General features: G+C 44.1%; 18 protein-coding genes. 13 read left to right on the top strand and 5 right to left on the bottom strand.

Annotation, left to right across the window (positions count from 1 at the left end; all coding sequences use genetic code 11):
* Positions 1-52 precede the first annotated feature (52 nt).
* Positions 53-1,429 (top strand): TrkH family potassium uptake protein, encoded by a 1,377-nt coding sequence (locus IGI92_RS10825; RefSeq protein WP_086296973.1) that lies wholly within the window; start codon positions 53-55, stop codon positions 1,427-1,429.
* Positions 1,430-1,472: 43 nt separating this feature from the next.
* Here the strand turns inward: IGI92_RS10825 and IGI92_RS10820 are convergent, their stop codons facing one another.
* Positions 1,473-2,132 (bottom strand): hypothetical protein, encoded by a 660-nt coding sequence (locus IGI92_RS10820; RefSeq protein WP_086296971.1) that lies wholly within the window; start codon positions 2,130-2,132, stop codon positions 1,473-1,475.
* Between the two features lie 321 nt (positions 2,133-2,453).
* Here IGI92_RS10820 and IGI92_RS10815 point away from each other — a divergent pair, with 321 nt between their 5' ends.
* The 6 genes from IGI92_RS10815 to IGI92_RS10790 all read left to right on the top strand — a co-directional run bounded on the left by IGI92_RS10815 (position 2,454) and on the right by IGI92_RS10790 (position 9,998).
* Positions 2,454-2,825, top strand: a complete 372-nt coding sequence (locus IGI92_RS10815; protein ID WP_016613534.1) for a MarR family winged helix-turn-helix transcriptional regulator — start codon at positions 2,454-2,456, stop codon at positions 2,823-2,825.
* Positions 2,826-2,996: 171 nt separating this feature from the next.
* A complete protein-coding gene (locus IGI92_RS10810; RefSeq protein ID WP_086296968.1) occupies positions 2,997-4,106 on the top strand; it encodes an NADH-dependent flavin oxidoreductase in 1,110 nt (369 codons plus the stop codon).
* 349 nt (positions 4,107-4,455) lie between these two features.
* Positions 4,456-5,502, top strand: coding sequence for a hypothetical protein (locus tag IGI92_RS10805; RefSeq protein WP_429974702.1), 1,047 nt, complete (start codon positions 4,456-4,458; stop codon positions 5,500-5,502).
* Positions 5,503-5,729: 227 nt separating this feature from the next.
* Entirely contained in the window at positions 5,730-6,566 is an 837-nt protein-coding gene (gene licT / locus IGI92_RS10800) for a BglG family transcription antiterminator LicT (RefSeq protein WP_005234912.1), read from the top strand.
* Between the two features lie 116 nt (positions 6,567-6,682).
* Positions 6,683-8,554, top strand: a complete 1,872-nt coding sequence (locus tag IGI92_RS10795; protein ID WP_430607009.1) for a beta-glucoside-specific PTS transporter subunit IIABC — start codon at positions 6,683-6,685, stop codon at positions 8,552-8,554.
* A 16-nt stretch (positions 8,555-8,570) separates the two neighbouring features.
* Positions 8,571-9,998 carry a 6-phospho-beta-glucosidase gene (locus IGI92_RS10790; protein WP_430607008.1) on the top strand — a complete coding sequence of 476 codons (1,428 nt, stop codon included), beginning with the start codon at positions 8,571-8,573 and terminating at the stop codon, positions 9,996-9,998.
* 106 nt (positions 9,999-10,104) lie between these two features.
* Here the strand turns inward: IGI92_RS10790 and IGI92_RS10785 are convergent, their stop codons facing one another.
* Both IGI92_RS10785 and IGI92_RS10780 read right to left on the bottom strand, forming a co-directional pair.
* Positions 10,105-11,808, bottom strand: coding sequence for a sensor histidine kinase (locus IGI92_RS10785; protein WP_061054374.1), 1,704 nt, complete (start codon positions 11,806-11,808; stop codon positions 10,105-10,107).
* Positions 11,805-13,328 carry a response regulator transcription factor gene (locus IGI92_RS10780; protein ID WP_005234921.1) on the bottom strand — a complete coding sequence of 508 codons (1,524 nt, stop codon included), beginning with the start codon at positions 13,326-13,328 and terminating at the stop codon, positions 11,805-11,807. The genes IGI92_RS10785 and IGI92_RS10780 overlap by 4 nt, the downstream gene beginning before the upstream one ends.
* A gap of 169 nt (positions 13,329-13,497) precedes the next feature.
* Here IGI92_RS10780 and IGI92_RS10775 point away from each other — a divergent pair, with 169 nt between their 5' ends.
* From IGI92_RS10775 to IGI92_RS10750, 6 genes are all read left to right on the top strand, one after another.
* On the top strand, positions 13,498-14,787 hold the full coding sequence (locus IGI92_RS10775) for an ABC transporter substrate-binding protein (protein ID WP_005234924.1): 1,290 nt from the start codon (positions 13,498-13,500) through the stop codon (positions 14,785-14,787).
* A gap of 61 nt (positions 14,788-14,848) precedes the next feature.
* The gene (locus IGI92_RS10770; RefSeq protein WP_005225588.1) at positions 14,849-15,724 is read left to right on the top strand and encodes a carbohydrate ABC transporter permease; all 876 of its coding nucleotides are present in this window, start codon (positions 14,849-14,851) and stop codon (positions 15,722-15,724) included.
* On the top strand, positions 15,721-16,542 hold the full coding sequence (locus IGI92_RS10765) for a carbohydrate ABC transporter permease (RefSeq protein WP_005234926.1): 822 nt from the start codon (positions 15,721-15,723) through the stop codon (positions 16,540-16,542). The genes IGI92_RS10770 and IGI92_RS10765 overlap by 4 nt, the downstream gene beginning before the upstream one ends.
* Before the next feature lie 40 nt (positions 16,543-16,582).
* Positions 16,583-18,775, top strand: coding sequence for an alpha-galactosidase (locus tag IGI92_RS10760; RefSeq protein ID WP_430607004.1), 2,193 nt, complete (start codon positions 16,583-16,585; stop codon positions 18,773-18,775).
* A 190-nt stretch (positions 18,776-18,965) separates the two neighbouring features.
* Entirely contained in the window at positions 18,966-19,244 is a 279-nt protein-coding gene (locus IGI92_RS10755; protein WP_008378829.1) for a (4Fe-4S)-binding protein, read from the top strand.
* Positions 19,232-19,504 (top strand): GNAT family N-acetyltransferase, encoded by a 273-nt coding sequence (locus IGI92_RS10750; RefSeq protein ID WP_005234932.1) that lies wholly within the window; start codon positions 19,232-19,234, stop codon positions 19,502-19,504. The genes IGI92_RS10755 and IGI92_RS10750 overlap by 13 nt, the downstream gene beginning before the upstream one ends.
* Positions 19,505-19,573: 69 nt before the next feature.
* On the opposite strand, the gene IGI92_RS10745 is transcribed toward IGI92_RS10750, so the two are convergent.
* Positions 19,574-21,328 carry an ABC transporter ATP-binding protein gene (locus IGI92_RS10745; protein WP_430607002.1) on the bottom strand — a complete coding sequence of 585 codons (1,755 nt, stop codon included), beginning with the start codon at positions 21,326-21,328 and terminating at the stop codon, positions 19,574-19,576.
* Entirely contained in the window at positions 21,325-23,055 is a 1,731-nt protein-coding gene (locus IGI92_RS10740) for an ABC transporter ATP-binding protein (protein WP_194188374.1), read from the bottom strand. Before IGI92_RS10740 ends, IGI92_RS10745 begins: the two co-directional genes overlap by 4 nt.
* Between the last annotated feature and the right edge of the window lie 19 nt (positions 23,056-23,074).

Here is a 23,074-nt window from a genome sequence, read left to right as displayed (position 1 = left end):
TGCAATAAACTAGGATTACCAAGCCATTGGTTTTTGCAAAAGGTCAAAGGAAATGAAAATGAAAAAAAGAAATCGTTTGAAAAAAAAGCTGGCATCGCAACGCTTTTTGATTCCGCAGATCGTCACACTGGTCTTCGTTTTGTTGATATTGGCAGGAACTGGCTTACTGATGCTGCCGGCTGTCACCCAAAGTGGTGAAGGTACCAACTTTTTAGATGCACTGTTTACTGCCACATCGGCTGTTTGCGTGACGGGTCTTTCGACCTTGACAGTAGCCGACCATTACAATCTCTGGGGCCAAGGGATCTTGCTGATGTTGATTGAGATCGGTGGGATCGGCTTCATGTCGATTCCCGTCTTCTTTTACATCTTGGCGAGAAAAAGAGTCCATCTTAGTACCAGGATGATTTTGCGGGAATCATTGAATCTGGATCGGATGTCTGGAGAGATCCATTTGGCATGGTACCTGATTCGGATCGCCTTTTTGATCCAAGTCAGCGGGATTATCTTGCTGGCTTTTGCATTCGTGCCCCGTTTTGGTTGGGAGCAAGGCCTTTGGTACAGTGTTTTTCATGCGATCTCGGCCTTTTGTAATGCTGGGTTTGATTTGTTCGGAAACAGCATGGTAGGGTTTCAAAATGACCCGTTTGTGCTGGGGATTATCAGTTTCTTGATCATTGCCGGCGGTCTTGGGTTTCTCGTTTGGTTCGATCTCCTGCATACGGCGTCCAAAAAACGGTCCCTGCATAGTCGCTTGGCATGGATCGCTATGATCGTTTTGGTGGTTTTTGGAACGGCAGGGTTCTTTTTGACCGAAGCCAATTCACAGTTGATCACGGGTGACTCGGTCATCGAACGTTTTTTCCAATACCTCTTCTTAGCGGTCACCCCAAGAACCGCGGGATTTTTCAGTATTGATTACGGACAAATGAGTCAAGCAGGCTTGATGCTGACGATGATTTTAATGTATATCGGCGGGACCTCTGGATCAACGGCTGGGGGATTGAAGACAACGACGTTTGCAGTCTTGATCATCAAGATCCGCAGTTTATTGAAAGGGCGCAGTCGAGCGGAAGTGTTCGGTCGCACGATCAAAGAATCTGCTGTATCGCGTGCCTTTACGTTGTTCTTTCTTACCTTGACGTTATGCTTCGTAGCGATTTTCTTATTGTCGATCACTGAGCGTATGCCGCAAACCCCAAACTTTGGGTTGCCAACCATTGCCTTTGAAGTTTTTTCCGCTTTTGGAACCGTGGGGTTGACCATGGGGTTGACGCCTTACTTGTCGGTTTTTGGCAAACTACTGATCATTTTTTTGATGTTCATTGGTCGAGTCGGCATCATGACCGTTGCTTTTTCATTGATGAAAAAAGCCAACAAACAAGAAGCTGGCTACAAATATCCTGATGAAACCGTGATGATCGGGTAACGAAACAGGGAAACGAAGCACGCTTCGTTTCCCTGTTTTTCGTTTATTGAAGTACTTCTAACATCACATCTCGTTGGTCATCGCTGACATTCCCCGCATAATTTGGTGTGATTAAAGATAGACCACCCTCTTTATTTGTAAATAGGTACAGGTTTTGGTTAAAATCAGGATTTCCATTGGAAGTGATCCCTTTCGAAAAGGTCAACTGAGTGTTCACTTTTACTGTGCGAATCTCATTGTTTTTCGCAGAAAACACGCGAATCTCTTTTGTTGCGATCGTATCGACTTGTGCTTCATAGCTTGCGCTGTCGCCGATCGAAATGATCAATGGGCTCGTATTTTGAATCGTGACAGCATCTGGTACATTGACGCCATGGAAATAAAAAGTCAGTGAAGGGCCATATTGGGAAAGATCAACGGCATATGGCAACTCATTGGTGGATACTGAGCTTGCTGTTGTTTGCGTTGCGTCAGAGTGATCCGTCGATTGCTGGCTTGTGGTTGAAGTTTTTGAAGTGGAGCTTGACGCTAAGGAGCTGCTTTCAGTCGTTTGCGCCGTCGTGCTTTTTTTGCTTTCAGTAGACACACGACTCTGACTTAGCTCGCTTGTTGATTGCGCGGTATCTTTTTCGTTGTTACAGCCTGTCAAAAGCCCCAAACTGACGAGCATCAGTGTCCCAATCAAAGAAAATGTTTTTTTCATTGTTTACTTCATCCTTTCTTTAGAATACTAAAGCATCTAAAACAAGCAAACTATTGTGTCTAAATGCACAATTTTGCTGACATAGCGTTTAAATATTCTTTAATGTTAAAGATATTGTAATCCAGAACACTGAAAAAGAATAGGAAGTTTTTGCTGAATTTTTCGCCAATTCTATCATAAAATATTCATTAACGTCCGCAGCAGCTGGCTAGTTTTGTATAATAAAGTTTCAGCCATAGTGGCGAAGCTTTCTGGCGGCTTGCGTAACGCAGGGATCTAGATTAAAATACCTTGGTATAGGAGAATGGGGTGGTGAAGAGGATGGAAAAAGAACGGATGGGGCAATGGTTAGCCTTTACGAATCAGCATCAAGCGATCGAAGCTCGTTTGGAGCAAGCCCTCAAAGCAGAAAGCAATCTGTCTTTGAATGAGTATTACGTGCTTTATTACTTAGAAAAGACCCCCAATCATAGCATGCGCCTCAACGATTTGATCGCCCATTTTGATTTGAGTCAAAGTGCGATGTCACGCATGATCATGCGCATGGAAGACAACCTGTGTGGTGTGATCGAACGGCATTCTTGTCAAGAGGATAAGCGGGGGATCTATATTGATTTGACCCAATCAGGGGAAAAGAAACTGCAGCGCTCAAAAGTCGTTTTTGAAAAAGTCTTGGAGGAAATGCTAGACTAAAGATGTTTTCACTTGTTTTCTCCTTGATTCTTTTGTAATATAGATGCATGTGCATGTATATTTTGGCAAAAGAGAAAAAAATGCACCGATTTGCTTTAAGGATCTCCTTAGGTAACCAAGCCAGTCAGATCCACAAAGCGATATGAATCCAATGGAAAAGGTGGGAAACCCATGCGAAATGTAACAGATAAAGCAACATTTAAGCGCGGATTGCAGTTGAAAAATCGAATCATCATGGCACCAATGACGACCAAGATGTCCTTCTTTGATGGGGTGATTACGAAAGATGAGTTGGCTTACTATGGCTTACGCTCTGGGGAAGTCGGAGCAGTCATCACAGCGGCAGCCAATGTCCAAGAAGATGGCAAGGGATGGGAAGGGGAATTAGGCGCTTATGACGATGCCTTTTTACCTGGATTAAGCAAATTAGCCAGCACCATCAAAACAAATGGGACCAAAGCCATTTTACAGATTTTTCATGCCGGTCGGATGACGGATGACTCAGTTTTACGAGGCACACAACCCATATCCGCCAGCGCGGTTGCAGCTGAACGACCAAATGCCCAAGTTCCCCGGGAAGTTACGGTGGATGAGATATTAGCGATTATTGAAAACTTTAAAAAAGCTACCGAACGGGCGATCAAGGCGGGGTTTGATGGCGTAGAACTCCACGGAGCCAATACGTATTTGATCCAACAATTCTTTTCTCCTCACTCAAATCGTCGATCCGATGAATGGGGTGGCTCACTAGAGAACCGTTATCGTTTTATTGAGAAGCTCGTCGATGAAGTATTGGAAACAGTAGACCAATCAGGTGTGAAGGAGTTTATCGTCGGTTATCGGTTTTCACCGGAAGAATTCGAAGAACCAGGGATTCGCTTTGAAGATACGTTGTTCTTAGTGGACCAACTGGCAGAAAAAGGATTAGACTATCTGCACATTTCTCTTGCGGATTATACCCGTAAATCGATTTCAAAAGCGTATCAAGAAAAATCAATGTTGGCGTATGTCTATGAAAAAATCGCTCAGCGGGTTCCTTTGATTGGTGTAGGGGATGTCCGAACGTCGAAAGATGCCGCGGGCTTGCTAGAACATGCAGATTTTGTTGCAGTGGGGCGGGCATTGTTGATCGATCCTCATTGGGGACAAAAAGTCTTAGACGGTCAAGATGAGTTGATCCGCACCACGGTTTCTACTTACGAACGTGAGGAACTCGTATTACAAAATGGCGTTTGGGGTTTTATGGAAAACATGATGCCAGATCGACTAAATGAAGAATAATAAGCAGACAACCACCTTTGCCTCGGGCGAAGGTGGTTTTTTGTGATCGCTACTCATTTGTGACACATTGAGAAGAGCTGTTTTTTCTCTAGTGAAACCCTGCTAGCTTCAAAATGACGAATCAGCAGAAGACTGTGAGAAACAAGCCTGTGATCGAAAGAAAGAGCGTGAAAAGATTTTTTTAGTTAAAATACACGAATGAATTTTTGCTTTATTTCAATAAATAGTCAAATAATTCACAATCATTCATTTTTCTTACAAAAAGATAGCGCAAGTCGAGTTGATTGATAAAAAAACAATCAGTTGTTAGACTGAATACAGGTTAAAAAAACAAAAAGGGGATGTAATGATGAAAAAAGGATTCAGAAATTATTTAGGTTCAGATGAGCGGGAGGCAGGCTATAATTTGTCTTGGGGTTCTATCTTTGCAGGGGTCGTAACATTTATCGCATTGTTCATGACACTGTCAATGATCGGCTCAGCAATCGGTTTTGGTTTGGTGGAACCAACATCAAATAATCCATTAGATGGTGTTGGTACAGGATTATTGATTTGGACAGTCATTACCTTTGTCTTAGCATTATTCGGTGCTGGTTTTGTTTCAGGTGTGGCGGCTCGACGTGTTGGATTGGTTCATGGTTTCTTAACATGGGCAACCAGTATGATCGTGATGATGGTTATGCTCTCTTACTTAACGATCGGAGCATTTTCTGTAGTCGGTTCACTTTTAGGAAACGTTGCTTCAGCTGTTGGCAGTGGCGTTGAAACAGTTGCCTCAGGTGCTGGCGATGTCGCTTCAAAAGCCTTCGATGAAATAACAGGAAACATGGAAGACGTCAACACAGATGAATTACAAGCCAATGTCAATGATGTTTTACAAGATACCGATGTTCCGGAATTGCAACCAGACTACTTACAAAACCAATTATCTGACGCGACAAATGATATCAAAGATGCTGGCAAAGACATTGCAACCAATCCAAATGATGCCGACAAAATCATTGATGATTTAGCAAGCAAATTACAAGATCGTGCTACAACGATCGGTGATTCAGTCGATAAAGAAGCAATCTCAAATGCAGTGGCTCAAAACACAGATCTAAGCCAACAAGAAGCGGAAGAAGCAACGAACAATATCGTGAACGGCTTACAAGATGCTTCTGATGAAGCACAAAAACAAATCGAAAATGCACAACAAAATCTTGAACAAGCCAAACAAGACATTGACCAAGCAGTGGAAGACGCTCGTCAAAAAGCGGAAGAAGCAAGTGATGCAACAGCTAAAGCGTCCATTTGGGGCTTTGTGGCAATGGTCTTAGGACTCGTTCTTACGTCAATCGGTGGTATGGTGGGAGCAAACTTAGTCAAAACTGCTGACCACGAAAATCGTATCTAATTCATCTCTCACAAAGAGAGTTAGTGATCCATAAACCAGTGAACAGCGTTCTGCCAAAGACTCAAATGGCAGCAGCGCTGTTTTCTGCTTTTAAACAAGCGGTTAAAAATCCCCATTGACGAGTGATTTTTCTCATGCTACACTGGCTCTGAGGATTGTTACCGCTTTAGGCGGGCTATACCTATTTTTTTGTGTGAAGAAATCTAAAGAAGAATAGGGTCGTTAAAATGAACGTAACAAAAGTGATCAATAACAACATTGTGATTTCTGAGAATGAGGAAAAACAAGAATTGGTCGTCATGGGTAAAGGCTTAGGCTTTAAGAAAAAGCCGGGCGATGCGATCGACGATACCAAGATTGAAAAAGTCTATCTCAGTACGCAAGAGTGGAATGTCACAAAACTAACCCAATTACTTTCTTCTATCCCTATCGAACATATTCAAGCAGCGAATGAGATCATCAGTTTTGCAAAAGTTTCCCTTGGGAAAAAATTGAGCGAAAAATTGTTTCTGACGCTGACCGATCATATCAATTATGCTATCGAGCGCTATCAAAACGGCATGGAAATCAAAAATGCCTTGCTATGGGAAATTAAGCGTTTTTATAACCATGAATACCTCATTGGCAAAGAAGCGTTATCGATCATCAAAAATCGCTTGGCGATCGAGCTGCCGGAAGATGAAGCCGGCTTCATTGCGCTACACATCGTCAATGCGGAGTTGGATATGGCGCAGGTCAGTCAAGTATCGGAAATGGCGAAGATCATTCAGCATATCCTAAACATCGTCAAATATCATTTTTCAATGGAGCTTGATGAGTATTCATTGAACTACGAACGCTTTGTGACCCATTTGAAATTTTTTGTCCAGCGCTTATTCAGTGGTACAAAGCTCGATGATGCAGGAACCGGCAGTTTTATTTTTATGTTGAAAGACCGCTACATGAAGGAATATGCGTGTGCACTGAAAATCAGCGACTACATCAACAAAGAATTCGGTAGACCGTTAGAAGAAGACGAATTGATCTATTTAACTATACACATCAAACGAATAACAAGTGCTTAGGATTGTTACTGGATTGGCAGGCTATACCTAAATGAACTCCCAAGGGGTTTGTTTAGGTATTTTTTTATGGTTTGACACACAAAAAGCAAACGAAAGACCAAAATAGGAGGAACGACATGAATTACAAAGAGTTAGCAAAAACGATCATCACCAATGTTGGCGGGGAAGAAAATATCCAAAGCTTGACCCATTGTGCGACCCGCTTGCGGTTCAACTTGAAAGATGACAGCAAACCCCAAGAAAGTACTTTAAAACATACACCAGGGATCATGGGTGTGGTCAATAAAGGTGGGCAATACCAAGTAATCATCGGCAGTGATGTTGGCAATGTCTACAACGAAATCACTGCCCAAACCAATTTAAACAGTGACCAAGAAACAGCAGAAGACGATCGCGGACGTGTTGCGAAAGTCATCGATACGATCACCGGGATCTTCACTCCAATATTACCAGCCATCACGGCAGCTGGGATGCTAAAAGCGGTTCTTTCATTGCTAGTGGTCTTCAATGTCTTGACGGCAGAGAGTCAAAGTTACCAAATATTAAACTTTATGGCGGATGCGGCGTTCTACTTCTTGCCGATTTTGCTGGCTGCTTCTTCTGCACAAAAATTCAAAGCCAATATGTATTTAGCTATGATGGTAGGGGGGATTTTACTCCATCCGAACTTTATCGCGATGGTGACAGCAGTCAATGAGGCAGGCGGCGGCATCCATTTATTCGGCTTGCCGATTTCACCAGTGAGTTATTCATCATCGGTTATCCCAATCATCTTGAGTGTTTGGTTTATGTCTTACGTTGAACCGATCGCCGATAAAGTCTCGCCAAAAGCAATCAAATTCTTCAGCAAACCGTTGCTAACGATCTTCGTCGTAGGGACAGTAGCATTAGTTGCTTTAGGCCCTCTAGGCTACATGATCAGTGAAGCGATCTCTACAGGGATCCAAGCCTTAGAAACGGTTAGCCCATGGATCGTTCCATTACTGATTGGCGCCTTCACACCATTGTTCGTGGCAACTGGTACCCACTATGGATTGGTTCCTATCGGTATCAACAACCGGATGACCACAGGTTATGACACAGTGATCTACCCTGGCATGCTGGCTTCAAACGTCAGTCAGGGAGCTGCAGCTATCGGCGTTGGTTTTAAATCAAAAGATTCTACGATCAAACAACTGGCATTTTCTGCTGGTCTGACTGGGCTATTCGGCATTACTGAACCGGCGTTGTATGGGGTCAATTTGCGGTTTAAAACACCCTTGTATGCAGCAATGATCGGTGGCGGATTTGGTGGTCTATTTATGGGAATCATGCGTGTCCGCAATTTCTCAGGCGGATCACCAGGCCTGTTGACTTTGCCAAGCTATATCGGCGATGACACCTTACGTCATTTGACCAATGCTTGTATCGGTGCGGCAATCAGTATCGTGATCACATTTATTGCGACATTATTCTTATACAAAGACCCTGTCACAGAAGAAGCACCTGAAGCAACACCGACAGACAAAGCGCAAGAACCCGCACATCAAATCAGCGGCGCAGAGATCAAAGCACCTTTAAAAGGGGAACTAAAAAGCTTGCAAGCAGTCAATGACGGCATGTTTTCGGAAGAGATTCTTGGCCAAGGGGTAGCGATTGAGCCAACCGTCGGAGAAGTGCTAGCTCCAGTAAACGGGACTGTCACAGCAGTCTTTGATTCAAAACATGCTATTGGCTTGACCAGTGAGGAAGGCATTGAACTATTGATCCACGTGGGGATCGATACAGTGCAATTAAATGGTGAAGGCTATGCCTATCAAGTAGAAAAAGGGCAAAAAGTGACAGTCGGGGATCCATTGATTACGTTTGATATTGAATTTATTAAAGAAAAAGGCTATCCAGTAATCACGCCGATCGTTATCACCAACAGTACTGAAGTGGGGGACATTTTGACGGCTAACAGTGGCCCGATTACGTTTGGCGATCAAATCATCAAAGTGATCGGCTAAAAAAGGAGAATAAGACATGGGATTTCCAGAAAACTTTTTATGGGGCGGTGCAACAGCCGCCAATCAATGTGAAGGCGGGTTTAATCAAGGCGGGCGTGGGCTTGCCAATGTCGATGTAATTCCGACTGGCAAGGACCGCCGAGCAGTTATTACCGGCAAGCATGAGATGCTTGCTTTTGAAGAAGGGTATTTCTATCCAGCCAAAGAAGCGATCGATATGTACCATCATTTCAAAGAAGATATCGCCTTGTTTGCGGAGATGGGCTTTAAAACCTATCGTTTATCGATTGCTTGGTCAAGAATTTTTCCGAAGGGGGATGAAGAAACCCCTAATGAAGAAGGCTTGCGCTTTTATGAAGAACTTTTTTTAGAGTGCCGTAAATACCAAATCGAACCCTTGGTGACGATCACTCATTTTGACTGTCCGATCCATTTGATCAAAGAATATGGCGGTTGGCGCAACCGTAAGATGATCACCTTTTATGAAAACCTTTGTCGAGCGATCTTCACTCGATACAAAGGATTGGTGAAGTACTGGCTGACCTTTAACGAAATTAATATGATTTTGCATGCCCCATTTCTCGGTGCTGGGCTGACCTTTGCTGAAGGCGAAAATGAAGAACAAATTAAATACCAAGCTGCTCATCATGAATTAGTCGCAAGTGCGTTGGCAACAAAAATCGCCCACGAGATCGATCCAGAAAATAAAGTTGGCTGTATGCTGGCTGCGGCTAGTTATTATCCTTACAGCTGCAATCCTAAAGATGTCTGTGAAAGCAAAAAAAGCGATCGCGGCAACTATTTCTTTATCGATGTGCAATCGCGAGGAGAATATCCAAATTATGGTTTGAAGATGCTAGCTGATAAAGGAATCACTTTGGAACGAACCGCCGAAGATGCGGCTTTATTAAAAGCCCATACCGTCGATTTTATTTCCTTTTCATACTATGCCTCTCGGGTTGCTGCTTCAGAAGATTCCGGTGTTGAGAAAACGGAAGGCAACTTGTTCCCGACCATTAAAAACCCGTATTTAGAAGCGTCAGAATGGGGCTGGCAGATTGATCCGCTTGGTTTGCGAATCACGATGAATGATCTCTATGATCGTTACCAAAAGCCGCTTTTCATCGTCGAAAACGGTCTAGGAGCGGTGGATACGCCAAACGAAGATGGAAAAATCAATGATGTGTATCGCATCGACTATCTACGTGCGCATATCGCTGCGATGAAAGAAGCGATTGACCAAGACGGTGTGGAACTGTTGGGCTATACTTCATGGGGCTGTATCGATTTGGTTTCTGCAGGAACCGGAGAAATGAAGAAACGCTATGGCTATATCTATGTCGATCGCGACAATGAAGGCAATGGCACATTAGCCCGCAGCAAAAAGCAATCCTTTTATTGGTACAAAAAAGTGATTGCCTCAAATGGGGAAGACTTGGCTTAAGCCAGTTAACTAACGATTATCATTAAGGAAAGAAACGCCAGCGGAACAGAACTGCTCATGGAAGCAGCCTGGTTCTGTTGGCGTTTTTCTTATTTAACGAAAGAAATTATTCTGCTTCCTCCCGCTGGATCGGCAGCAGCAAGCGAACGGTGGTTCCTTCGTTGATGCGTGATTCTACAGTCAATCCGTATTTTTCCCCATAGAGCAGCTTGATACGCTGATCAATATTGTCCAAGCCAATACCCGAATAGTGTTCAAAATGGTTGGCGGAGCTGGTTGGGTGCTCTTCATTGAACCCGATGCCCGTATCGATGATCTCAATTTTCAGGCCTTCCTTACTGACACGAGAAAAAATCTGGATCAATCCTGAATCCTCTTCGGGAAAGGCATGCAAGTAGGCATTTTCAATAATCGGTTGCAAAATCATTTTCGGTACGAGAATATCTTCACAGCCATCTTCAGAAAAAATCGTCGATTGGATGCGATTGCCATAACGCACGTTCATTAAAACGAGGTATTCTTCCACGATCGCTAGCTCATCCTTTAAAGGGACGATCTCTTTGCGGTTAAAGGTATGCCGCAACAATTGGACAAAACTTTCAATCGCTTGGGTGGCGGCCTCTTGCTCGTTTTGCCAGATCAAAAACTTGATAGCAGTCAAGGTGTTGTAGACAAAATGCGGTTGGATCTGCATTTGCAGTGAACGAATCTCGAACTTGCGTTTTTCAGCTTCTGTAACCATTAAATGATCGACATAAGATTCCAAGTCCTCCAGCATCAAGTTATAGGCACGCCCCAATTCTCGCGTTTCATACGTCCCGTTGATGGTGACTTTATCGCTGAAATCGCCTTGCGTGACCGCCGGCAGCTTGGCGATCAGCTGATAAATCGGTTGGGTGATGTTGCGGATGATCCAAAATGCCAGCAGACTAAAGAGTAAAATACTGACGACAGAAATCAAAAGAGCTGGCTTGATCAGATTCATATTGCGTACCAGATGCGATTCATCCAAGACATCGTAAAAAGTAAAGTGATACGAATAAAGGGGCAGCTGATTGATGCTAGTATCTCTTTTGACCGTGACGAGATGATCTTCAAACGGCTTGCCTAAAAGGCTCGGATCAGAAGTGGAGAGAATTTGATTTTGTTCATTGACGATATAGATCGAGTGAAGACTGGTATCTAAGAGTTGACGATAAATTGAAGAAAAATCGGATTCCTTTAAGAAAATCAGGGCATAGCCGAAAATCGTTTCTTCTTTCATCAATTTGCGCACGTACATCAAGCCAGGGGAGTCGCTGGTGGAGGTACTTAAGCCTTGGTCCAAGAAATAATACTGACTGATGGCGTCATTGTCATTGATTTGCTGGATAAAGGTACTGGCGAGAAAATCATCCACCGATTGATTGCGAACCGCATCGTTTTGAAAAAAAGTACCCCCGTTGACCCCAATCAACACTAAATTTGAGGGGATGTCTTGAAACAAAGAGCGGGTGTCTTTTAATTGCTCGTTTAATTCTAAAATCGTGCGCCCTTGATTCATATCGCCTTCTAAGTAAGTTTCAACAGCTTTGCTTTCATCGACGATGTCAAAAATTCGATGGATATTCTCGTTCAGACGCTCATAATCTTCTTGGATTTTTTCCAGTAGCAGCTGATTGGAGCTTTGGTACGAAGCAACATAGGCATCTTTCGAGCGACCATAGATCACGACGACGGTTAGCAGACATACACTAATGACCCCGACGACAACAAAGAGGAAGATCCGACTGAATAATTCATTTTTCTGAATCCATTGGTTGATTTTCATAATTGATTCAACCGCCGATACTTCGATGGGGTGACCTGACATTCTTTCTTAAAGATACGAGAAAAATAGCTGATATCCGAATACCCGACCGCTTCACTGATTTCAGATAGATTCAGATCAGATTGTGTCAGCAGTTCTTTGGCTTTATCCAAACGGGTTTTCTTAACGTACTCAGAAAAGCTCATTTTCAGTTTTGCAGAAAGAAAAGCCGAAAGATAGGTGTAACTAAAATGAAAGGTTTCAGCCAGTTCAGACAAAGACAGACTTTTGGTGTAGTTGTCTTGAATAAAGCGCTGGATCGCAACGAGTAGATCATCTTCATCCAGCGGTGATAAGGTCGTCAGCTGTTGACGAATATCATCGATGGTCGCCAACAATAAATCAGAAAAATCTTCCAAATACTGCACGTGACCGATAGCATGCAAAAATTCAGCTTTTAAGCGGCTAAAGCGGGGAGCAGTGGGAAATTCTTCTTCCAAGCGGGAGAGTAACGTGTAAAAAATACTGCTGGCCTGCTGTTTTAAAAATGTCGGATCGACATTGGATAAAATCATGTCATTAAAATATTCCTCGATTCTGGTGATTCCTAGCAAAAAGTTGTTGTCTAACAAAGCCCGTAAGAACTTCTTAGTATCAAAGCGATCACTTTCGATGTACAAAAAGAGTTCGTGTTCTTGCACCAACCGTTGGCGTTTATAAAAAAACGATTGTCCTTGGCTTTTGGCTTTAAGCGTCACAAAATGATCCCGTAACTGTTCAATCTTTCGAAAGGGCACACTGAGAGTAAAGAAGGCATCCGGCTCGGTAAAACGCAATTGTTCCAACGTTTCTTTCAAAGCGGAATAAAAATTCGTTCCTTCTGGATAACTGATCACTAAGCCGGCATCTTTATTACTGGTTTGAAAAAAGAGCGTCTTTACCTGCGGTTGTGATTGAGTAAATTCTGTCAACGCATGTAGCAGCTGATCATTGGCACGAAAGCCGCTAAAATTGGTGGTCAAAATTTGGGCTTGCTGTTGCGGCTGACCCAATGCAAGAGAGTCCGCTAAAGGAGCCAACGGTTCTTCATACCCTGCTAAATAGCGATTCAACGATTCTTGCAGCTGCGTCTCCTCTGTCACGGAGCCTTTTGTATGTGACAGCTTTTGTGAGATGTTGTGCAGCGTCTTCAACAAGAGTGTCGGTGTCAGTGTCGGTTTTAAAAGATAATCTACGGCACCATTTCTAAAAGACTGACTGACGTATTGGAAATCATCGTAGCTGCTCAAGACCAAAAAATGGACTTCTGGATATTGTTGTTGAATGATCGTTGTGAGTTGAAGACCATCCATTTGTGGCATTTTCAAATCCGTGATCACGATGTCGGGATTCAGCTCATGGATCAGCGCCAATGCTTCTTGCCCGTTCGCTGCATCGCCTAAGAGACGGAACCCTTCATGCTCCCAACGTATCATATGTTTTAATCCATCTCGGATCGTTGCCTCATCATCAACAACTAAGACCGTGCGTAAAATAGTCATGGTATCCCCCCCTATATCTCTTCTTTATTATAAACGCTTTCAAAAAAGAAAGGTATTGTAACTTTTTTCTATTTTTGGACAAATTTAGTAAGCTCTTTCATAATCGTTGAATACGGTTACAAAATCAGTGTATAGTTAGCCTTGTAAATAAAAGGAAAGAGGGATAAAAATGAAAAAACTACTTGCATCGATGGTAACGGCGGCTGCAGTGCTGACTTTGGCGGCTTGCGGAAACAGCAACACAAGCTCTGGGGATTCCGGCGAGTCCTCAAACAAAGTCACGGTCTGGGCATGGGATGAGACCTTCAACATCAAGGCAGTCAATGAAGCCAAAAAAGTGTATGAAAATCAAGATGTCGATGTGGAAGTTGTGACGATGTCGCAAGATGATATCGTCCAAAAATTAAATACTAGTCTGGCATCAGGAAATACGGACGGACTACCAAATATTGTCTTGATCGAAGACTACCGCATCCAAGGGTACCTTTCTTCTTATCCAGATGCGTTTAGTGATCTAACGGATATCGTGAATGAGGAGGATTTCTCCAGCTATAAATTTGCGGTCAATAAAGTCGACGATGTCATTTATGGGGTGCCATTTGACAGTGGCGTCGCAGGACTATTTTACCGCACAGATTATTTGACCGATGCAGGCTATGAGCAAGCGGATCTCCAAGATATTACCTGGGATGATTTTATCAGCATTGCCAAAGATGTCAAAGAAAAAACGGGTCACGCTATGATGTCGTTAGACCCAAGCGATCTTGGCTTGGCACGAATCATTATGCAATCTGCAGGCGAATGGTATACCGGTGAAGATGGCTCCACCGTGACCATCAAAGACAATGAATCCTTCAAAGCCGGTCTAACTGTCTTGGCAACATTGTTGAATGAAGGCTTAGTTGAACAAGTTTCCGATTGGGATGGCGGGGTCAATGCCGTTCAATCGGGGAATGTTGCGTCTGCGCCAACCGGTGCGTGGTATTCTAGCACAATTCAAGGCGCTGAAGATCAAAGCGGCAAATGGGCGATCGCTCCGATCCCATCCATCGCTGGCGATAGCAATTCAGTCAATGCTTCCAGCATCGGCGGAGCAGGCTGGTACGTGATCAAAGGGGTTGACGGCGAAGAAAATGCCAAAGACTTTTTAGCCAATACCTTTGCTTCAAACAAAGAATTGATGGGTACATTAGCTACCGAGATCGGTTTGGTTTCAACCATGAATGCTGCAGAAGAAACGGAAGAATATACGTCGGGTCTTGATTTCTATGGCGGTCAAAAAGTCTTCCAAGATTTCTCACAATGGTCACAAGAAATTCCAGCCGTGAACTACGGCAATCACACCTATGCCATTGAATCCGTCTTGACTGAAAGCTTGCAACGAGTGATCAACGGTGAAGACATCGATAAAGTATTAGAAGAAGCACAATCACAAGTGGAAGCACAAATTGCAAACTAATCGAACAACTTTGCAGAAACTCGTGAGCGATCGCGAGTTTCTGTGTTAAGGGGGAATTACAATGAAAAACAAAACAAAAAATTGGTTTGCAAACGGCAATGCCTTTATTACCTTACCCGTCATTTTGATCACGATGCTGGTCTTTATCCCGATGGTCTCGGCATTGTTCACGTCATTCCAATCAGGACCACCGACAGCGATGACCTTTAACGGTCTTGGCAACTATCAGCGGATGTTGAGCGACTCAACCTTTAAAAAAGCCTTTGGCAATACGTTTTTATACTTATTAGTCCAAGTTCCGATCATGCTCTTTTTGGCGCTGATCGTATCGAACATATTGAATGACAAAAAATTGAAATTTAAAGGGCTGTTCCGCACCGCCTTGTTTTTACCATGTATCACATCCTTGGTTTCTTATTCCTTGATCATGAAAAGTCTCTTTTCGGCAAACGGGTTAGTCAATAACTTTTTGACGCAGCTACACCTGATCGATGCGCCGATCCAATGGTTGACAGATCCTTTTTGGGCAAAAGTACTGATTATTTTTGCCATCACGTGGCGTTGGACCGGCTACAATATGATCTTTTTCATCTCAGGCATGCAGAATATCGATCCAAGTATTTATGAAGCGGCAGAGATCGATGGCGCTTCAAAATGGGATCAATTCTTTAAAATCACGATTCCCAACTTGCGTCCAATCATCCTATTTACCACGATCACTTCAACGATCGGTACGCTGCAATTATTCGATGAAGTTCAAAATATTACTGGCGGTGGACCAGCCAATGCTACGACGACCTTGTCACAATACATCTACAATTTAAGTTACAAATTCACGCCAAACTTTGGGTATGCCGCTGCGGTCTCCTTTGTTATCGTGATTGCAATCGTGATTTTATCGATCATCCAAACGAAAATAGGAGGAAAAGAAAATTGAAAACAATCTCACTCACTTTAAAATACGGCTTTCTTGCGATTTTGGCTTTCATCTCCATTTTTCCATTTGTTTGGATGATCCTAGGGATGACCAATCAAACCTTTGATATCGTTGCTGGAAAAATCATGATTGGGGATCAGTTAGTCATCAACTTCCAAAATCTTTTTTCTTCCGATTTGAATTTTACTCGGGCATTAGGTAACTCAGCGGTGATTGCCGTGATTACTACCTTCTTTGCACTGTTATTCTCCTCCATGGCAGGGTATGGCTTTGAGATCTATCGGACGAAAACCAAAGACCGTATCTTTAATATTCTATTGCTGTCGATGATGGTACCTTTTGCCGCTCTAATGATCCCGTTATATCGGATGTTCAGCAAGCTTAGCGGCACACCAATCGGGATCAATACCTTCGCTGTCGTGATTTTGCCCTCGGTCTGTACCGCCTTTTTGATTTTCTTTTTCCGCCAAAACATCAAGGCATTCCCTAGAGAATTAGTCGAAGCTGCTCGGATCGATGGCTTGAATGAACTGAGTATTTTCTTTAGAGTCTACATGCCAACGGCTAAAAATACTTATGCAGCTGCCGCGATCATTACGTTTATGGGCAGCTGGAACAATTATTTGTGGCCATTAGTTGCCTTGCAATCACCAGACAAACGGACCGTTCCACTTGTTCTTTCGGCTATGGGTGCTTCTTATACACCTGATTATGGCATGATGATGTGCGGCATTGTGATCGCCACACTGCCAACGGCCATCATTTTCTTCGTTTTACAAAAACAATTTGTCCAAGGTATGCTGGGATCCGTGAAATAAACGGAGTATCAGCGAACAATTATAAAGTAGAGGGTACGATATGATTCTTTTTGACAAACAATTAAACGTCTTTCATTTAAGCAACGATCAAATCAGCTATCTCATACAAATAGAAGAAGGGGGCAATGTGGCACACCTTTATTTTGGAAAAAAAATCGCTCATTATTCTGGCGGCTATCGTTATCCACGTCTTGATCGGTCCTTTTCGCCCAATCCCCCAGACAGCAGCGACCGGCTTTTCTCATTAGACACCTTGATGATGGAATTTCCTGGCAACGGCTTCGGAGATTTTCGAGAAGCAGCTTATAGGATTCGCCAGTCTAACGGTAGCCGAGTCAGCCATTTTGTCTTTAGTGATTACCAGATTCAACAAGGCAAACCCGCCCTAGCAGGATTGCCTCAGACACATGGTGCCGACGACGGGATCGAAACACTGATTCTGTCCTTAAAAGATGATGTGGCGGGACTCGAACTGCAGCTGTTTTACACGATTTTCGAGGATGCGGCAGTGATCGTCCGCTCAAGTAAAATAATCAACCACGGAATCCAACCTGTTACGATCGAGCAGCTGGCGAGTCAAGCGCTCGATTTTCCTAACCGTCCCTTTGATTTGATCCACTTGCCGGGGGTATGGGCGAAAGAACGCCAAGTCACCCGAGAACCAATCAATCGCGGCATCAAGCGTTTGGACAGCAAGCGTGGTTCCAGTAGCCATCAGCAAAATCCCTTTGCCGTCATACTGGAACCTAATGCTACGGAGTTTGCTGGGGAGTGTTTTGGTTTTAGTTTGCTGTATAGTGGCAACCATGAAATTATCATCGAAAAAGATCCTTACCATCAGACTCGTGTGATCATGGGGATCAACAGCCATCAATTTGCCTGGCAATTGCCGCCAACTGAAAGCTTTCAAGCCCCAGAAGCCGTGATTGCTTATAGTGAGGCTGGCTTGAACCAGCTGTCAGCCACCTATCATGACTTTTATGATGAGCATTTGATTCGGGGCAAATACAAAAAGCAAGAACGGCCGATCCTGATCAATAACTGGGAAGCAACGTACTTTGATTTCAATGAAGAAAAACTGGATGCCCTCGTTGATGAAGCGAAGGAGCTGGGAATCGAACTGTTTGTTTTGGATGACGGCTGGTTTGGTCAGCGAGAAGATGACCAAACCTCATTAGGCGATTGGTTTGAAAACGAAGGCAAGCTAGCTTCTGGCTTGGCAGGATTTGCCCAAAAAGTCCATGACAAAGGGCTGCAATTCGGGCTTTGGCTGGAACCAGAAATGGTTTCGGGCGACAGTGAACTGAACCGACAACACCCCGATTGGCTGTTACAAGTACCAAATCGCAAGCCAGCGCTTAGCCGCAGTCAGTATGTGTTGGACTTTTCTCGGCAAGATGTCAGAGACCATCTCTATCAGCAATTATCCCAACTGTTTGATACGGTTGCCATCGACTATATCAAATGGGACATGAACCGCAGTCTGTCGGATGTCTATTCCTTGCTCCTCGATCCTGCCCAGCAAGGGGAGGTCGCGCATCGCTATCTGCTGGGCTTGTATGAGTTCCTAGAGAAACTGACCACTGCCTATCCAACGATCCTATTTGAAGGCTGTTCTGGTGGCGGTGGGCGCTTTGATGCTGGCTTCTTGTATTATATGCCGCAGATTTGGACCAGCGACAACACCGATGCCATCGCCCGCCTGAAGATTCAATACGGAACCAGTCTGGTCTATCCGCCATCCACCATGGGTGCCCATGTCTCAGCGATCCCGAACCATCAGACCCAACGGGCAACGGATCTAGCGATTCGCGGCAATGCTGCGATGTCTGGCTTACTGGGCTATGAGCTTGATTTAACACAGCTGACACAAAAGGAAAAAGCGCAGATCAAAGATCAAATCGCTTTTTATAAAAAACATCGGCGCCTGCTGCAGTTGGGTCGCTTTGTTCGACTGCTCAGCCCTTATGAAGGCAATGACACCGCCTGGCTGTATGTTTCCCCAGATAAAAAAGAAGCGATCGTCTTTTACTTCCGAGTCTTAGCCGAAGCCTCTGCACCATTGGTTACTTTAAAGCTGGCTGGTCTTGATCCTGACCTCACCTATCAAAGCGGGGGAGAGAGCTTCGGTGGCGATGAATTGATGCAACTCGGGTTGTATATCGATCCTCATTTAGCCGGGGATTACGCCACGCAGCGGTTTCATTTTGTTGCAAAAGTGCCCCACGAATGAAAAAAGCGTCCCGTCAAAGCAGCATGTTTTGACGGGACGCTTTATTTTGCTGCCGTAAGCTTTTGGCTAATGATCGGCAACTGAGAGGCTATTTTAGAACAAATGATTTATTTTTTTCTCGAGAAGTCGTATGATGAAGGAGGAGGCAGGCAGTTTGCTTCTGACAATCAGTAAGAGGAGGGTGTTCAACATGGACGAACAGCCACTAGCGAATGAAACAGAAGAAGGGTTGATTGCTGCAGGATATCGGAAGTATCGTGGTGAAGCGATCGATATTTATTACAACAAAGAGATCTGCACCCACAGCGGTAATTGTGTGCGGGGCAATCCCGCCATTTTTGAAGTTGGACGGCGTCCCTGGGTGATTCCTGATAATGGGGAAGCAGCCCAAGCGGCACAAGTGATCCATACCTGTCCAAGCGGTGCATTAAAGTATGTGTTAAAGGAGGAACAATCATGGAAATCTTAGAAGAAAATGCTCGATTTGTGTTAAAAGACGGTGACAAAGAAATTGGTGAAATGACGTGGTCAAAAGCCGGTGAAACGCGTATGATCATTGATCATACCTTTGTCGATCCTGCTTATCGGGGACAAGGACTCGCCGAAAAATTAGTGGCAAAAGGGGTGGAAAAAGCCCGCAAAGAACAAAAGAAAATCATTCCTTTGTGTCCCTTTGCCAAAAAAGAATTTGAACGCAAACCAGAATATGCCGATGTTTGGAACCAATAAATCAACCAAAACAACCCCCGCCAACTCAAGAGTCTCTCTTTGAGGTGGTGGGGGTTGTTGTATGACTGATCAATGTTGGAATTGAGCATGGTATAGGCGATAGTAATAGCCTTGTTCTGCCAGTAATTCTTCATGGGTTCCTTGCTCCACGATTTGACCGGCATCCATTACAAGGATCTTGTCTGCTGCTCGAATCGTTGATAACCGATGGGCGATCACAAAGCTGGTTTTGCCTTCCATCATTTTCAAAAAGGCATCTTGGATTTTTTTCTCAGTCAGAGTATCAACCGAACTGGTTGCTTCATCCAAAATCAGCATTGGTGGGTTACTGATCATCGTGCGGGCAATCGTCAATAGCTGTCGTTGTCCGTCAGAGATCTTGATGCCTTGATGACCGATCGGTGTATCTAGTGTTTCTGGTAAGCGCATCACATATTCATACATATAGGCATGCTTTAGGGCATCATAGATTTCTTCATCTGTGGCAGTGTCATTTCCGTATTGCAAGTTTTCTTGTAAAGAGGCATCAAAGAGCCATGTATCTTGCAAGACCATTCCGAAGCTTTGCCGTAATTCTTCTCGTTTCAACTGACGAATATCGGTGCCATCGATCTTGATCGCGCCTTTATCAACATCATAGAAACGCATCAACAAATTGACCAACGTCGATTTACCGGCACCGGTTTTTCCGACGATCGCGACGGTTTCTCCAGGTTTTGCAGTAAAAGTGAAATCTTCGATCAATTTTTGACCAGGATCATAAGCAAAAGACACCTCCTCAAAGGCAATCTCTCCTTTGATCTCACCCAGTGATTGAGATTCTTGGTCATCGGCTGTTTCTGGTTCTTGATCCAACAGCTCAAAGGTTCTTGAAAGTCCAGCCAATGCCGTTTGAATCTGGGTCGTAATTCCTGACAATTCAATGAATGGTTTCGAAAACTGACTGGAGTAGATCGTAAAGCTGGAAATCATCCCAACCGTGACAGCACCTGAACCAGAAAAGTAAAGCAGACCGCCGACAAAGCCGACTGACAGATACGCCAAATGATCGACGAATCGTGAAAGGGGATTGGTCAAAGAAGAAGAAAACTGTGCCTTTTGCCCCCGGACATTCAATTCTTGGTTGATCGTTTCAAAACGGTTTTGGTTGATGGTTTCTCGATCAAAGGCTTTGACGATTTTTTGATTGCCGATCATTTCCGTAACAAAGCCAGAAATTTCGCCGACGATTTCTTGTTGGCGAGCAAAATGCGATTGTGACGTTCGTGCCACGATCCAGTTGACCAAAAAGATGATCGGGGTCGAAACCAATACGACCAACGTTAAGGGCACACTCATTTGCAGCATGACGACTAAGGCGATCAAGACGACCGAAATACCAGAAAACAGCTGGTTAAAGACTGCAGCGACGGCAATGGAAATATTATCCATGTCATTGGTAAAACGACTGACGATGTTGCCGTGGGAGTTTTGGTCATAATAGCGCAAAGGCAATGTATTGAGATGCGCAAAACCTTTTTTACGCAAATCGGCGACAGATAAATACGCCACGCGGTTGCCCAGTCGCTGGATCAACCATTGACTGACCACAGTCACTAAAACCACTCCGGCAAACAGAAGCAAAATACGATAGAGAGTGCTAAATTGCACTTGATCAGCACCTATCAGCTGATCGACGGCTTGACCAATCTGATACGTCATATAAACCGAGGAGACGCCAGCAGCGATCCCGAGGACAACTGCTGCCCAAGTTTCCTTCGCGTAGGCAGTTAAATAAGGGAGGTAGCGACGAAAGGCCGACCAATCGAATGATTTCTTTTTCATGCTTCTTCCTCCTCTGCCTGTGATGCGACGATTTCTTGGTATTCTTTTGAAGATGCCAACAGCTCTTCATGGGTCCCTTTGCCTACCAAATTCCCTTGGTCTAAGACTAAGATCTGCTGCGCGTCTTGAATGGAGCGAACCCGTTGAGAGATAATGATGACCGTGCCACGAATGCTTTCTTTTAAAGCCATCCGCAAATCAAGATCGGTTTGATAGTCAAGGGCGCTCAGAGAATCATCCAAAATCAAGATATCTGGTTTAGCAATCAACGCTCTGGCGATCGTTAACCGTTGTTTTTGTCCCCCAGAAAAGTTCTTGCCACCTTCAAAAATCGGGGTATCCAGTTGCTGCGGCAAGGCTTCAACGAAGTCACGGCTTTGAGCGATCTCTAAGGCGCGCCAGCATTCTTCATCGGTGGCCTCTTTTTTGCCCCATTGCAAGTTTTCCCGAATCGTCCCCGTAAACAGCACGGCGGTTTGAGGCACCATAGCAATTTTTTGGCGTAATTGCTGTAAAGGCCATTTCCGCACATCGTGACCGTCAACGATCACTTTGCCATCTGCTACATCGTAGAAGCGGGGAATCAATTGGGTCAAGGCAGATTTCCCACTACCGGTTGGTCCAGTGATACCTAAAATAGACCCTGGCGCGACTTGGAAATCAATGTTTTTCAAAGCTAATCCGTATTCTTTTGAAAAGCGGAAATCAACATGTTCAAAGCGAATCGCTCCGACGTTGTTTTTCGGCTGATCCATAAAGACTTCTGAAAGTTCATCGCCGATCGATGGCTCAGTGGTTAAAACTTCGTTGATCCGTGAACCTGATGCTGCCGCACGGGTAAAGATGATCACTAAGTTGGAAACCACGATCAATGCTAAGAGCATTTGATTCATGTAATTGACCAGTGCCAGCACTTGTCCTTGCTGCAAATTGCCTATATTGACTTTGAATCCACCGATATAAAACAACGCGATAATGCCGACATTCATGATCAAGGTGGTGGCAGGCGTCAATAAAGCAGACAGATTTGTCACCCGTAAATAGACCTCACTTAAATCATCAGTTGCCTTATCAAAGCGTTTCGTTTCCGTTTTTGTGCGGGCAAAGGCACGAATCACCCGAATCCCGCTTAAATTTTGACTAACTAGCTCATTCAACTCATCTAAATGGACTTGAACTTTCTTATACAATGGCACGGTTTTGGCGATGATCCAGAATAAGACGATACAAAAGAGCGGTAAAACGAGTAGGAAAATCAAGCCAGCTTGCCAATCAATGACAAAGGCCATAATCACGGAACCGATACTTAAGAAGGGTGCCCGGACCACCAGCCGAATCAGCATCGCCAAAGCAATCTGCATCTGATTGATGTCGTTGGTCATTCGAGTAATCAACGTATCAGTACCGAATAAGTTCAGTTCGCTATGGGAAAGGGTGTTGATTTTTTTCATCAAGCGATTGCGTAATTCTGTCCCGAATCCTTGAGAAGCGACGGAAGCATAATACTGACAGATGACGGCACAGATCATCCCCACCACGGACATCACGATCATCCAGATCGTCATTTCAACGACCTTCGACCAATTGTTTTGCCGTAGGCCCTCATCGACTAAAGCGGCCATCTGCAAAGGCAGAACCAATTCAAACACCGCTTCTAAAAATTTGAAAAACGGACCAAGAATAATCTGTTTGCGATAATCCTTGGCGTAGCGTAACAAGCTTATCATAAAAAACCTCCTAAATTAT

This window comes from Enterococcus sp. DIV2379 (assembly GCF_050542965.1).
GTDB classification, from domain to species: Bacteria; Bacillota; Bacilli; order Lactobacillales; family Enterococcaceae; genus Enterococcus_D; species Enterococcus_D entomosocium.
The sequence above is the reverse complement of the archived record's forward strand: the minus strand, read 5'-3'. Positions and strand labels throughout refer to the sequence as shown.